Genomic DNA, 12,888 nt, shown 5'->3' with positions numbered 1-12,888 from the left:
CCAACTGACCAGCGTCTTACGCGTTACAAATTACAAAAGGTCTTGCGGGCGCGGTTCAGCTGCTGCGCATCAGCGGGTAAAGCTCTTTCAGCAACTTGCGACGGCTGATCACCAACTGCCAGCGATGACCGCCCAACTGCCGCCACAGGCGCGCCGAACGAATCCCGGCCAGCAACAGGGCGCGGATTTTCGACGCGTTGCTCGGTTGCTGCAGGTTGCGCATGTCGCCATGGACCTGAATTCGTTGGCGCAAGGTGCTCAGGGTGTCCTGGTACAGCGCACCGCAGGCCGCAATCACGTTTTCGTGAGCCGGGCCGAAGTGCTCGACCTGGGACTGAATCTGCGGCAAACGCTTGCCAATCACGTCCAGCATGTCGTCGCGCTTGGCCAATTGACGCTCCAGGCCGAGCATCGCCAGCGCATAGCGCAGCGGTTCGCGCTGAAGGGTGCTCGGGTCGCGTTCCAGGGCGCCAATCAATGCGCGGTAACCTTCGCGCAGATTGATGTCGTCGCCGCCGTAGACTTCCAGGGTGTCCTTCGGATCGCGAATCAGCAGGCTACCGAGCATGCACGTCAGGCCGGCCTCGGTGGTCTGGCCGGTCTTGGCGATCTTGTCGACCAGCACGGCGGCGAGGAATACGCCGCCCAGTGCCGTCAGTTGCTCCTGAGTCGGGCTCATTGGGCCTGACCCTTGCTCGTCCACGGTTCGGCAATTTCAATTACGCCGCCGCCGAGGCAGATTTCGCCGTCGTAGAACACCACGGACTGGCCTGGGGTGACCGCGCGTTGCGGGTCATCAAAGGTTGCGCGGTAGCCGGTGGCGGTCTTTTCCAGCGTGCAGGGTTGATCGCTTTGGCGATAACGGACTTTGGCCGTCAGCTTGCGCGGCACGCTCAAATCGATCGGGTTGACCCAATAGATGTCCGAGGCGAGCAGGGCGCGGGAGAACAGATAGGGGTGGTCATTGCCCTGGCCAACGATCAGTTCGTTGTTCTCCAGGTCTTTGATCAGTACGTACCACGGCTCTTCACCAGCGTCTTTCAAGCCGCCGATACCCAGGCCCTGGCGCTGACCAATGGTGTGATACATCAAGCCGTGGTGACGGCCGATGACTTCACCTTCGGTGGTCTTGATCTCGCCTGGCTGGGCCGGGAGGTATTGCTTGAGGAAGTCGCTGAAGCGGCGTTCACCGATAAAGCAGATCCCGGTGGAATCCTTTTTCTTCGCGGTGGCCAGATCATGTTTCTCGGCGATCGCGCGCACTTCGGGCTTTTCCAGTTCGCCGACCGGGAACAGGGTCTTGGCGATCTGTTCACCGCCGACGGCGTGCAGGAAGTAGCTCTGGTCCTTGTTCGGGTCCAGGCCCTTGAGCAGTTCGGTGCGACCCTCGATATCGCGGCGGCGCACGTAGTGACCGGTGGCGATCAGGTCGGCGCCGAGCATCATGGCGTAGTCGAGGAACGCCTTGAACTTGATTTCGCGGTTGCAGAGGATGTCCGGGTTCGGCGTGCGACCGGCCTTGTATTCGGCCAGGAAGTGCTCGAACACGTTGTCCCAGTACTCTGCCGCGAAGTTGGCGGTGTGCAGCTTGATGCCAATCTTGTCGCACACAGCCTGAGCGTCCGCCAGGTCATCCATGGCGGTGCAGTATTCCGTTCCATCGTCTTCTTCCCAGTTCTTCATGAACAGGCCTTCCACCTCATAACCCTGCTCGATCAGCAGGAGAGCGGAAACGGAAGAGTCCACGCCGCCGGACATGCCGACAATGACGCGCTTCTTTTGTGTGTCAGAAGGGGCTGGATCACGCATAGGGATTCAATGAGTGTCTTGAAAAAGGACGCGATTCTAACAGGCCGAAGCCCGCAAGGCTAAAGAGAAGGGCGGATCAGTTCGAGACCGAAGTGTTGGCCGTCCAGATAATCATCAATACAGCGGATGATCAGCTCACTGCGCCAGTTTGCGCGCTGTGCCAGCAGTTCGTCACGCGTCAGCCACTTTGCGCCGACGATGCCGTCGTCCAGTTGATAGTCGGGGTGATGTTTGATCGGTTTTGCGGTGAAACAGACCCGCTGATACGTCACGCCGTTACTCGGGGCGGTGTAGAGGTAAATGCCCACCACGCCCGTGAGCTCGACGTCCCAACCGGTTTCTTCGAGGGTTTCGCGCACGGCGGCGTCGATCAGGGTTTCGTCCGGGTCGAGGTGGCCGGCGGGCTGGTTGAGCACCGTTCGTCCGCCCTTTGACTCTTCGACCATCAGGAAGCGGCCGTTGTCTTCGACGATGGTGGCGACGGTGATGTGGGGTAGCCAATCCATGAGACTTCCTCGATTTCCAAAATTGGAACAAAGATCAATGTGGGAGCGAGCCTGCTCGCGAAAGCGGTAGGTCAGTCAATACAGTGTTGAAGGATATACCGCATTCGCGAGCAGGCTCGCTCCCACAGGGGCCGGGTCCGGCAGATAAATTTGTGTGAAGTCCGGAAACAGAAACCCCGGCACAGGGCCGGGGCTTCTTTGCATCCTTACAACCTTAAACCAGCGCAGCGATCGCGGCGTTGAACGTGTTGCTTGGGCGCATGGCCTTGCTGATCAGCTCGGCATTGGCGTGGTAGTAACCGCCGATGTCCACTGGCTTGCCCTGAACGGCGTTGAGCTCGGCAACGATGGTTGCTTCGTTCTCGGTCAGGGTTTTGGCCAGCTGGCCGAACTGCGCTTGCAGTGCAGCGTCTTCGGTCTGGGCAGCCAGGGCCTGAGCCCAGTACAGCGCCAAGTAGAAGTGGCTGCCGCGGTTGTCGATGTTGCCGACTTTACGCGATGGCGACTTGTTGTTGTCCAGGAACTGGCCAGTGGCCTGATCCAGGGTCTTGGCCAGCACCAGCGCCTTAGGGTTATTGTACGTCACACCCAGGTGCTCAAGGGACGCGGCCAAGGCCAGGAACTCGCCCAGGGAATCCCAGCGCAGGAAGTTCTCTTCCAGCAACTGCTGAACGTGCTTCGGTGCCGAACCGCCAGCGCCGGTTTCGAACAGACCACCGCCATTCATCAGCGGCACGATCGACAGCATCTTGGCGCTGGTGCCCAGTTCCATGATCGGGAACAGGTCGGTCAGGTAGTCGCGCAGTACGTTACCGGTCACCGAAATGGTGTCCTTGCCTTCGCGGGTACGGCCCAGGGTGAAGGCCATCGCGTCGACGGGCGACATGATGCGGATGTCCAGGCCTGAGGTGTCGTGATCCTTCAGGTAAGCCTGAACTTTCTCGATGACCACGCCGTCGTGGGCGCGCATTGGGTCCAGCCAGAAAATCGCTGGTGTTGCGCTTGCGCGAGCGCGGTTGACGGCCAGTTTGACCCAGTCCTGGATCGGCGCGTCTTTGGTTTGGCACATGCGGAAGATGTCGCCGGCTTCAACCGACTGTTCCAGCAGCATGCGGCCAGCGCCGTCGGAAACCCGAACTACGCCATTGGCCTTGATCTGGAAAGTCTTGTCGTGCGAGCCGTACTCTTCGGCTTTCTTCGCCATCAGACCAACGTTTGGCACGCTGCCCATGGTGGTCGGATCGAAAGCGCCGTGCAGCTTGCAGTCTTCGATCACCGCCTGGTAGATGGTCGCGTAGCAGCGATCCGGGATCACAGCCTTGGTGTCGTGCAGCTGACCGTCAGTGCCCCACATCTTGCCGGAGTCACGGATCATCGCTGGCATCGAGGCGTCGACGATCACGTCGCTCGGCACGTGCAGGTTGGTGATGCCTTTGTCGGAGTTGACCATGGCCAACGACGGACGAACGGCGTAGACCGCCTGGATGTCCGCTTCAATCGCAGCTTGCTGCTCGGCGGGCAGGGCTTTGATGCGGGCGTACAGGTCGCCGATGCCGTTGTTCAGGTTGAAGCCGATCTGTGCCAGCACGTCAGCGTGCTTGGCCAGTGCGTCTTTATAGAACTCGGCAACGATCTGGCCGAACATGATCGGGTCGGAGACCTTCATCATGGTGGCTTTGAGGTGAACCGACAGCAGCACGCCTTTTTTCTTGGCGTCTTCGATCTCGGCAGCGATGAAGCTGCGCAGAGCGTTTTTGCTCATGACGGCGCAATCGAGGATCTCACCGGCTTGCACGGTGGTTTTTTCTTTCAGGACGGTGACGGTGCCGTCTTGAGCGATCAGTTCGATTTTAACGGCGTCAGCGGCGTCGATCAGGGCAGCTTTTTCGCTGCCGTAGAAATCGCCGGTGCTCATGTGCGCTACGTGGGACTTGGAGTCCGCAGCCCAGGCGCCCATTTTGTGCGGGTGCTTGCGCGCGTAGTTCTTGACCGACAGCGGTGCACGACGATCGGAGTTGCCTTCGCGCAGAACCGGGTTCACGGCGCTGCCCTTGATCTTGTCGTAACGCGACTTGGCGAGCTTGTCGGCGTCGCTGGTCACGGTTTCCGGGTAGTCCGGCACTGCGAAGCCCTGGGCTTGCAGTTCCTTGATCGCGGCTTGCAGTTGAGGAACCGAGGCGCTGATGTTCGGCAACTTGATGATGTTGGCTTCAGGCGTAACGGCCAGGTCGCCCAGTTCGGCGAGGTGGTCGGCTACGGCTTTGTCACCCAATTGCTCGGGGAAGCTGGCCAGGATGCGCCCTGCAAGAGAGATATCGCGGGTTTCCACGGCGATATCAGCGGAGGCGGTGAAGGCCTCTACGATAGGCAGCAGTGAATAGGTGGCGAGGGCGGGAGCTTCGTCGGTGAAGGTATAGATGATCTTCGAGCGGGTGGGCATATTCGGATTAACTCTCTCTTCTTTGCTAAGCGTGCGCGGAAACTCGAGGGGCGCCGTGTGAGCGCGTTCGTTCAAAGTCATCCATGAGCCGAATGTCGAGGTTTCTTCGCGGTGATGTTGGGTGCATCAGTCGAGCGTCAAGCGGGTGGACTGCGGTAACAGTCCTGCTTTTTCGGGCCCGAAGTCTCGGCTACTTATTCAGTTGCAGGAGAGGTCGGCCGTCGTGACTCTGTGGTCAGCGGGCGGCATTATACATAGGTAGCTGGCAATCTGCCGATGGTTCATAGGCAACGAATATCGTCCATTGGTCTAAAGGTCGCAGGGGCGAGCGGGGCGTAGAGTCTTGCGCCGTGCTTGAGTTTGGCGCTTTTCCCTTTGCTTTCAGGCTTGTAGGCCGCGAACTGTGCAGCTTTGCGGCAGATGGATGGAACAGAGGGTTTGCGTGCCGATTTAACTGGGGTACGCTCGAACGAAGCCAGATGTTCAATCCAAACAATGGAGTTCAGCATGGGATACAAGAAGATTCAGGTTCCAGCAGTCGGCGACAAAATCACCGTCAACGCGGACCATTCTCTCAATGTTCCTAACAACCCGATCATCCCCTTCATCGAAGGTGACGGTATTGGCGTTGATATCAGCCCGGTCATGATCAAGGTTGTCGATGCTGCTGTTAAGAAGGCTTACGGCGGCGAGCGCAAAATTTCCTGGATGGAAGTCTATGCCGGGGAGAAAGCGACTCAGGTTTACGATCAGGACACCTGGCTACCTCAGGAAACCCTGGACGCGGTCAAGGATTACGTTGTTTCCATCAAGGGCCCACTGACCACGCCGGTCGGCGGCGGCATTCGTTCCCTGAACGTGGCACTGCGCCAGCAACTCGACCTTTATGTTTGCCTGCGTCCTGTGCGCTGGTTCGAAGGCGTGCCTAGCCCGGTCAAGAAACCAGGCGACGTCGACATGACGATCTTCCGCGAAAACTCGGAAGACATTTATGCCGGTATCGAGTGGAAAGCCGGTTCGCCGGAAGCGACCAAGGTCATCAAGTTCCTTAAAGAAGAAATGGGTGTCACCAAGATCCGTTTCGACGAAAACTGCGGTATCGGCGTCAAGCCGGTTTCCCTGCAAGGCACCAAGCGTCTGGCGCGCAAGGCGCTGCAGTATGTGGTCGACAACGACCGCGACTCGCTGACCATCGTGCACAAAGGCAACATCATGAAGTTCACCGAAGGTGCCTTCAAGGAATGGGCCTACGAAGTGGCGGCTGAAGAGTTCGGCGCGACCCTGCTCGATGGCGGTCCGTGGATGCAGTTCAAAAACCCGAAAACCGGCAAGAACGTTATCGTCAAAGACGCCATCGCCGACGCCATGCTCCAGCAGATCCTGCTACGCCCGGCCGAATACGATGTGATCGCGACCCTGAACCTGAACGGCGACTACCTCTCCGACGCCCTGGCGGCGGAGGTGGGTGGTATCGGTATCGCACCGGGTGCCAACCTGTCTGACACCATTGCGATGTTCGAAGCGACCCACGGTACTGCACCGAAGTACGCAGGCAAGGACCAGGTCAACCCGGGTTCCCTGATCCTGTCCGCAGAGATGATGCTGCGTCACATGGGCTGGACCGAAGCGGCTGATCTGATCATCAAAGGCACCAACGGCGCGATTTCGGCCAAGACCGTGACCTATGACTTCCACCGTTTGATGGAAGGCGCGAAGCTGCTGTCGTCTTCGGCGTTTGGTGATGCGCTGATTTCGCATATGTAAGCGAATAGGTAATAAAAAACCGCCCGACTCAAGTGATTGAGTCGGGCGGTTTTTTTATGACTGGATGGTTACTGCGAATTCAAGCCGTGACGGTTTGTTGTCCGGTGGGAGCGACCACATTCTGAGTGTCCTGAGGCGCGCCGATATTGATGGCGTGCAGGCCTTTGGGCCCCTGAATGATCTCAAAGACGACAGCTTGTCCGGCCTTCAGGGTTTTATAACCGTCCATCTGGATGGCCGAGTAGTGGGCGAACAGATCTTCGCTCTTGCCTTCCTCATTGATGAAGCCGTAACCCTTGGCATTGTTGAACCATTTGACCTTGCCGTTGACCTTGACACCTGACATACCCATATCCCTCTGCAACAGACTCCATCACTGGAGTATCATCCAGTTCATCCGCAGTCATTTCCTGGAAATAAGATTGACTCCGCGGACCTTTTTTACCCACTGTGGGCTCTATTGGTTGTAACACCGTTTTCCCGATAGTCAAGGTGACCGGGCAGTCGGAGTTGAAATCGTCCATAGCCGCCCCCACCACTGTATTTGCACAACTGACGAACCTTTCTTTCCATGCATGCAATCAGCCAGATTCGACTAACATTCAATCAGGATCGCCCTGATTCACACGACGACGATTCCGCAGGCATTGCTGTTCAGGAAGCAAAGCCTGCTTTACAGGCGCCGCCGATGTACAAGGTGGTTTTGTTTAATGATGACTACACACCGATGGATTTCGTCGTCGAAGTGCTCGAGGTGTTTTTTAACCTGAATCGAGAGCTGGCGACCAAGGTCATGCTGGCCGTCCACACAGAAGGACGGGCAGTATGTGGAGTGTTTACCCGCGACATCGCCGAGACTAAGGCCATGCAGGTCAACCAGTACGCCAGGGAAAGCCAGCATCCGCTACTCTGTGAAATCGAGAAGGACGGTTAATCGCCGACCACTTGGGTATGAGGTGAAGCTATGTTAAACCGCGAGCTCGAAGTCACCCTCAATCTTGCCTTCAAGGAGGCCCGATCGAAGCGTCATGAGTTTATGACCGTCGAACACCTCCTGCTGGCCCTATTGGACAATGAGGCTGCCGCCACCGTTTTGCGTGCCTGCGGCGCAAACCTCGACAAACTCAAGCACGATCTGCAGGAGTTCATCGACTCCACCACGCCATTGATCCCCGTGCATGACGAGGATCGTGAGACCCAGCCAACCCTGGGCTTCCAGCGTGTTCTGCAACGTGCTGTCTTTCACGTACAGAGCTCGGGCAAACGCGAAGTGACTGGCGCCAACGTACTGGTCGCGATCTTCAGTGAGCAAGAGAGTCAGGCAGTGTTCCTGCTGAAACAGCAGAGCGTTGCGCGCATCGATGTCGTCAACTACATCGCACACGGCATTTCCAAAGTGCCGGGGCATGGCGATCACTCTGAAGGTGAGCAAGATATGCAGGACGACGAGGGCGGTGAGTCTTCATCTTCAGGCAATCCTCTGGATGCTTATGCCAGCAACCTCAACGAACTCGCGCGCCAGGGTCGGATCGATCCATTGGTAGGCCGTGAGCTGGAAGTCGAGCGTGTCGCACAGATCCTGGCGCGTCGTCGCAAGAACAATCCGCTGTTGGTGGGCGAGGCAGGCGTGGGTAAAACCGCGATTGCCGAAGGCCTGGCCAAACGCATTGTCGACAACCAGGTGCCGGACTTGCTGGCCAATAGCGTGGTGTATTCCCTCGATCTGGGAGCCTTGCTGGCTGGGACCAAATACCGTGGCGATTTCGAGAAACGCTTCAAGGCGCTGCTCAACGAGCTGAAAAAACGTCCGCAGGCGATCCTGTTCATCGACGAAATCCACACCATTATCGGTGCAGGTGCCGCGTCGGGTGGCGTCATGGATGCCTCGAACCTGCTCAAGCCGCTGTTGTCGTCGGGTGATATCCGTTGCATCGGCTCGACCACGTTCCAGGAATTCCGTGGGATCTTCGAGAAGGACCGTGCTTTGGCCCGGCGCTTCCAGAAGGTCGATGTGTCGGAACCTTCGGTGGAAGACACCATTGGCATCCTGCGCGGCCTGAAAGGGCGTTTCGAAGCGCACCACAATATCGAATACAGCGATGAAGCACTGCGTGCGGCGGCTGAACTGGCCTCGCGCTACATCAATGACCGGCACATGCCGGACAAGGCCATCGACGTCATCGACGAGGCGGGCGCCTACCAGCGTCTGCAGCCGATCGAGAAGCGCGTGAAACGCATCGAAGTGCCTCAGGTCGAGGACATCGTCGCGAAAATCGCGCGGATTCCGCCAAAACACGTCACCAGCTCCGACAAAGAGCTGCTGCGTAACCTTGAGCGTGACCTGAAACTGACAGTGTTTGGTCAGGATGCCGCCATCGACTCGCTGTCGACCGCGATCAAACTGTCCCGTGCCGGCCTCAAGTCGCCTGACAAGCCTGTCGGTTCGTTCCTGTTCGCAGGGCCGACTGGTGTCGGTAAAACCGAAGCGGCGCGTCAGCTGGCCAAGGCGTTGGGTATCGAACTGGTTCGCTTCGACATGTCCGAGTACATGGAACGCCACACCGTATCGCGTCTGATCGGTGCGCCTCCGGGCTATGTCGGGTTTGATCAGGGCGGTCTGCTGACCGAAGCCATCACCAAGCAACCTCACTGCGTGCTGTTGCTCGATGAGATCGAGAAGGCGCATCCGGAAGTCTTCAACCTGCTGCTGCAGGTCATGGACCACGGTACGCTCACCGATAACAACGGGCGCAAAGCGGATTTCCGAAACGTGATCGTCATCATGACGACCAACGCCGGTGCCGAAACGGCAGCTCGCGCTTCGATCGGTTTCACCCATCAGGACCACTCGTCCGATGCGATGGAAGTGATCAAGAAGAGCTTCACGCCGGAGTTCCGCAACCGTCTGGACACCATTATTCAGTTTGGTCGCCTCAGTCATGAGGTTATCAAAAGCGTGGTGGACAAGTTCCTTACCGAGCTTCAGGCGCAGTTGGAAGACAAGCGCGTGCAGCTGGAAGTGACGGACGCCGCACGCAGCTGGTTGGCGGCGGGTGGCTACGATACGGCAATGGGTGCTCGACCAATGGCGCGTTTGATCCAGGACAAGATCAAGCGTCCGCTGGCCGAAGAGATTCTCTTTGGCGAATTGGCTGATCATGGTGGGGTGGTTCACATCGATCTCAAGGACGGCGAGCTGACCTTTGACTTCGAGACCACGGCTGAAATGGCCTGACGTTTAATCGCTATAAAGCAAAAGGCGCCGAAAGGCGCCTTTTTGCTGTCTGCCGAATTTTGAAAGCCTGGCACATCCCCCTGTGGGAGCGAGCTTGCTCGCGATGGCGGCGGGTCAGCTTGCATTGATGTTGAATGCAATGCCGCTATCGCGAGCAAGCTCGCTCCCACAGGGGATGGTGTTGATCCATCAAATCGCAGACAAACAAAAACGCCCGGCATAAACCGGGCGTTTTGTATTGACTTGATTAGCGAGCGCGGTAAGTGATGCGCCCTTTGCTCAAATCATAGGGCGTCAGCTCGACGCGCACTTTGTCGCCGGTAAGAATACGGATGTAGTTCTTGCGCATCTTGCCGGAAATATGCGCGGTTACGACGTGCCCATTTTCCAACTCCACACGAAACATGGTGTTGGGCAGGGTGTCGACGACAGTGCCTTCCATTTCGAAGCTGTCTTCTTTCGACATGCAGTAAAGCCCTCGGTGTCCAATGAATGGCCCGGTGCAACTGCGCCAGGCAAAAGCGGCGTGCATTGTGCCCGAAAAATGGGGTTTAAGCCAAGGGGTTTACGGCTTGCTCTAGTTCAGGATGACCCAGCGCTGATTAATCAGCAGTTCGATAGGTCGATATTGAGTCTTGTAACTCATCTTTTTACAGTTTTTGATCCAATAGCCCAGATAGACGGCTTCCAGCCCCAGACGCTGAGCCTCGGTGATTTGCCAGAGAATCGCGTAACGCCCCAGGCTGCGGCGTTCTTCAGCGGGCTCGTAGAAGGTATAGACCGCCGACAGACCGTTCGGCAGCAAGTCGGTGACGGCCACTGCCACCAGTCGTCCTTCGAGGCGAAATTCGTAGAACCGGGAAAACGGCAAGTCACGTACCAAGAACGTCGCAAACTGATCGCGACTCGGCGGGTACATATCGCCATCGGCGTGACGCTGTTCGATATAGCGCTGATAAAGGTCGAAATACTCTTCGCTGAACCCTGGCCTGGCGGGACGTACCTGCAAGTCGGCATTGCGCTTGAAGATGCGTTTCTGCTGACGGTTGGGCTCAAATTGCGCCACAGGGATGCGCGCCGGTACGCACGCATTGCAATTCTGGCAATGGGGCCGGTAGAGGTGATCGCCGCTGCGACGGAAACCCATTTCAGACAGGTCTGCGTAGACATGCACATCCATGGGCTGACTAGGGTCGAGAAACAGGGTCGTGGCCTGCTCCTCGGGCAGATAACTGCAAGAGTGGGGCTGAGTGGCATAGAACTTCAAGCGCGCCAACTCGGTCATGATCAACCCTCGGGATAAGCTTTGAATTAAGTGTAAGCCACGCGGGCAAAAGTCGCTCAGCAAACCCAGGTTGCGCGGCTGGGTTGATCCAGATGCTGCGCAAGGTAGTCGGCAAACTTGCTGCGTGGAATCGCTCGGGCGCCGAGGCTGTGCAGATGGTCGGTAGGCATCTGGCAGTCGATCAGCACAAAGCCTGAGTCTTTCAGATGTCGGACCAGTGTGGCAAAGCCATATTTCGAGGCGTTGTCGGCGCGGCTGAACATGGATTCGCCGAAAAACAGCTGACCCATCGCCAGGCCATAGAGCCCGCCGACCAGTTCATCCTGGTCCCAGACTTCCACCGAGTGAGCGTACCCGCGCTTGTGCAGTTCGAGGTAGGCGTTCTGCATCGCTTCTGTGATCCAGGTCCCGTCGGCGTAATCCCGTGGCGCGGCGCAGGCGCGGATAACGGCGGCAAAATCCTGATCAAAGGTCACTTGATAGCGTTGCTGGCGCAACAGTTTGTTCAGACTGCGCGAGACATGCAGTTCGTCGGGAAACAGTACGGTGCGTGGATCCGGCGACCACCAGAGAATCGGCTGGCCTTCCGAGAACCATGGAAAACAGCCGTGGCGATAGGCCTGAATCAGACGATCGGCGGAAAGATCGCCGCCCGCGGCCAACAGCCCGTTGGGATCGCGCATGGCTTTTTCCAGGGGCGGGAAGGTCAGGGTATTGCGTTGTAACCAAGTCAGCATGGCATCCGGGCTTGCAGAAGGGGAGGGCAGTGGCGAGCTGATGGGCCCGCCGTAAAGTGTGCCGTTAAACGCTAGGAATGTCGTCGAGATACTTCTCGGCGTCCAGCGCGGCCATGCAGCCGGCCCCGGCGGAGGTCACGGCCTGGCGATAAACGTGGTCGGCGACGTCGCCGGCGGCAAACACGCCTTTGATTTCGGTGCTGGTAGCATCGCCTTCGCTGCCGCCCTTGACCAGCAGATAGCCGTCACGCATTTTCAGCTGGCCTTCAAACAGGTCGGTGTTGGGTTTGTGGCCGATGGCGATGAACACGCCGGCCAGCGGCAACTCTCTGGTTTCGCCAGTGTGGCTGTCCCGCAGGCGGGCGCCGGTCACGCCGCTGGCATCGCCCAGCACTTCATCCAGATTCTGATTCCAGTGCAGGCGGATATTGCCGTTGGAGGCTTTTTCGAAGAGCTTGTCCTGAAGAATCTTCTCCGAGCGCAACTTGTCGCGCCGGTGAATCAGGTGAACTTCCTTGGCGATGTTCGACAGGTACAGCGCTTCTTCAACCGCCGTATTGCCGCCGCCAACGACCGCGACCACCTGATTGCGGTAGAAGAAACCGTCGCACGTCGCGCAGGCTGAAACCCCTTTGCCAGCGAACGCCTCTTCCGAGGGCAGCCCCAGGTATTGCGCCGAAGCACCGGTGGCGATGATCAGTGCATCACAGGTGTAAGTGCCGCCGTCGCCGATGAGTTCGAATGGGCGCTGTTGCAACTTGGCGGTGTGGATGTGGTCGTAAATGATCTCTGTATGAAAGCGCTCGGCGTGTTTTTGCATGCGTTCCATCAGCACCGGGCCGGTGAGGCCTTCGACATCACCGGGCCAATTGTCGACTTCGACGGTGGTGGTGAGCTGGCCACCTGCCTGTATGCCGGTAATGACAACGGGTTTGAGGTTGGCGCGGGCGGCATAAACGGCTGCGCTGTAACCGGCAGGGCCGGAACCCAGAATGATCAGGCGGGAATGCTTCGCTTCGCTCATAAAAACACCTCATAAGCCTTTGTCACAAAAGAGAATGCATGCTCAAATTGAACCGCGAGTAATGTGCTGTTGGCTATGCTACACCTTG

At 58.0% G+C, this 12,888-nt stretch carries 12 protein-coding genes; 3 read left to right on the top strand and 9 right to left on the bottom strand.

Features of this window, described 5'->3' with window-relative positions; genetic code table 11:
- Positions 1-55: 55 nt before the first annotated feature.
- The 4 genes from hflD to ACYZT5_RS13620 form a co-directional block, all read right to left on the bottom strand.
- Positions 56-679, bottom strand: a complete 624-nt coding sequence (gene hflD, locus ACYZT5_RS13635; RefSeq protein ID WP_131062367.1) for a high frequency lysogenization protein HflD — start codon at positions 677-679, stop codon at positions 56-58.
- A complete protein-coding gene (gene mnmA, locus ACYZT5_RS13630) occupies positions 676-1,809 on the bottom strand; it encodes a tRNA 2-thiouridine(34) synthase MnmA (protein ID WP_462051566.1) in 1,134 nt (377 codons plus the stop codon). The genes hflD and mnmA overlap by 4 nt, the downstream gene beginning before the upstream one ends.
- A gap of 59 nt (positions 1,810-1,868) precedes the next feature.
- Positions 1,869-2,315: an NUDIX hydrolase gene (locus ACYZT5_RS13625; protein ID WP_462051565.1), complete on the bottom strand. Its 447-nt coding sequence runs from the start codon at positions 2,313-2,315 to the stop codon at positions 1,869-1,871.
- A gap of 214 nt (positions 2,316-2,529) precedes the next feature.
- Positions 2,530-4,755: an NADP-dependent isocitrate dehydrogenase gene (locus ACYZT5_RS13620; protein WP_462051564.1), complete on the bottom strand. Its 2,226-nt coding sequence runs from the start codon at positions 4,753-4,755 to the stop codon at positions 2,530-2,532.
- Positions 4,756-5,262: 507 nt separating this feature from the next.
- Here ACYZT5_RS13620 and icd point away from each other — a divergent pair.
- Complete coding sequence (icd, locus tag ACYZT5_RS13615; protein ID WP_461954776.1) at positions 5,263-6,519, top strand: NADP-dependent isocitrate dehydrogenase; 1,257 nt, start codon at positions 5,263-5,265, stop codon at positions 6,517-6,519.
- A 79-nt stretch (positions 6,520-6,598) separates the two neighbouring features.
- Here icd and cspD read toward each other — a convergent pair whose 3' ends face one another.
- The gene (gene cspD / locus ACYZT5_RS13610; RefSeq protein ID WP_462051563.1) at positions 6,599-6,865 is read right to left on the bottom strand and encodes a cold shock domain-containing protein CspD; all 267 of its coding nucleotides are present in this window, start codon (positions 6,863-6,865) and stop codon (positions 6,599-6,601) included.
- Between the two features lie 225 nt (positions 6,866-7,090).
- Between cspD and clpS the strand changes: the two genes are divergently transcribed.
- Together clpS and clpA are read left to right on the top strand one after the other, a co-directional pair.
- Entirely contained in the window at positions 7,091-7,453 is a 363-nt protein-coding gene (clpS, locus tag ACYZT5_RS13605; RefSeq protein ID WP_046032480.1) for an ATP-dependent Clp protease adapter ClpS, read from the top strand.
- Positions 7,454-7,483: 30 nt separating this feature from the next.
- Positions 7,484-9,754, top strand: a complete 2,271-nt coding sequence (clpA, locus tag ACYZT5_RS13600; protein WP_095129000.1) for an ATP-dependent Clp protease ATP-binding subunit ClpA — start codon at positions 7,484-7,486, stop codon at positions 9,752-9,754.
- A gap of 247 nt (positions 9,755-10,001) precedes the next feature.
- Here clpA and infA read toward each other — a convergent pair whose 3' ends face one another.
- From infA to trxB, 4 genes are all read right to left on the bottom strand, one after another.
- Positions 10,002-10,220: a translation initiation factor IF-1 gene (gene infA / locus ACYZT5_RS13595; protein ID WP_002553999.1), complete on the bottom strand. Its 219-nt coding sequence runs from the start codon at positions 10,218-10,220 to the stop codon at positions 10,002-10,004.
- Positions 10,221-10,331: 111 nt separating this feature from the next.
- A complete protein-coding gene (locus tag ACYZT5_RS13590; protein WP_462051562.1) occupies positions 10,332-11,039 on the bottom strand; it encodes an arginyltransferase in 708 nt (235 codons plus the stop codon).
- Positions 11,040-11,095: 56 nt separating this feature from the next.
- Entirely contained in the window at positions 11,096-11,776 is a 681-nt protein-coding gene (gene aat / locus ACYZT5_RS13585; RefSeq protein ID WP_462051561.1) for a leucyl/phenylalanyl-tRNA--protein transferase, read from the bottom strand.
- Positions 11,777-11,840: 64 nt separating this feature from the next.
- Positions 11,841-12,800: a thioredoxin-disulfide reductase gene (trxB, locus tag ACYZT5_RS13580; RefSeq protein ID WP_462051560.1), complete on the bottom strand. Its 960-nt coding sequence runs from the start codon at positions 12,798-12,800 to the stop codon at positions 11,841-11,843.
- Between the last annotated feature and the right edge of the window lie 88 nt (positions 12,801-12,888).

This window comes from Pseudomonas sp. LB3P14 (genome assembly GCF_054898045.1).
This window is presented reverse-complemented; position numbering and strand designations above follow the sequence as displayed.

What these genes read in the sequence shown, in the direction of transcription:
- hflD (WP_131062367.1), bottom strand. Translation starts at nt 679, where the DNA reads ATGAGCCCGACTCAGGAGCAACTGACGGCACTGGGCGGCGTATTCCTC.
- mnmA (WP_462051566.1), bottom strand. Translation starts at nt 1,809, where the DNA reads ATGCGTGATCCAGCCCCTTCTGACACACAAAAGAAGCGCGTCATTGTC.
- ACYZT5_RS13625 (WP_462051565.1), bottom strand. Translation starts at nt 2,315, where the DNA reads ATGGATTGGCTACCCCACATCACCGTCGCCACCATCGTCGAAGACAAC.
- ACYZT5_RS13620 (WP_462051564.1), bottom strand. Translation starts at nt 4,755, where the DNA reads ATGCCCACCCGCTCGAAGATCATCTATACCTTCACCGACGAAGCTCCC.
- icd (WP_461954776.1), top strand. Translation starts at nt 5,263, where the DNA reads ATGGGATACAAGAAGATTCAGGTTCCAGCAGTCGGCGACAAAATCACC.
- cspD (WP_462051563.1), bottom strand. Translation starts at nt 6,865, where the DNA reads ATGTCAGGTGTCAAGGTCAACGGCAAGGTCAAATGGTTCAACAATGCC.
- clpS (WP_046032480.1), top strand. Translation starts at nt 7,091, where the DNA reads ATGCATGCAATCAGCCAGATTCGACTAACATTCAATCAGGATCGCCCT.
- clpA (WP_095129000.1), top strand. Translation starts at nt 7,484, where the DNA reads ATGTTAAACCGCGAGCTCGAAGTCACCCTCAATCTTGCCTTCAAGGAG.
- infA (WP_002553999.1), bottom strand. Translation starts at nt 10,220, where the DNA reads ATGTCGAAAGAAGACAGCTTCGAAATGGAAGGCACTGTCGTCGACACC.
- ACYZT5_RS13590 (WP_462051562.1), bottom strand. Translation starts at nt 11,039, where the DNA reads ATGACCGAGTTGGCGCGCTTGAAGTTCTATGCCACTCAGCCCCACTCT.
- aat (WP_462051561.1), bottom strand. Translation starts at nt 11,776, where the DNA reads ATGCTGACTTGGTTACAACGCAATACCCTGACCTTCCCGCCCCTGGAA.
- trxB (WP_462051560.1), bottom strand. Translation starts at nt 12,800, where the DNA reads ATGAGCGAAGCGAAGCATTCCCGCCTGATCATTCTGGGTTCCGGCCCT.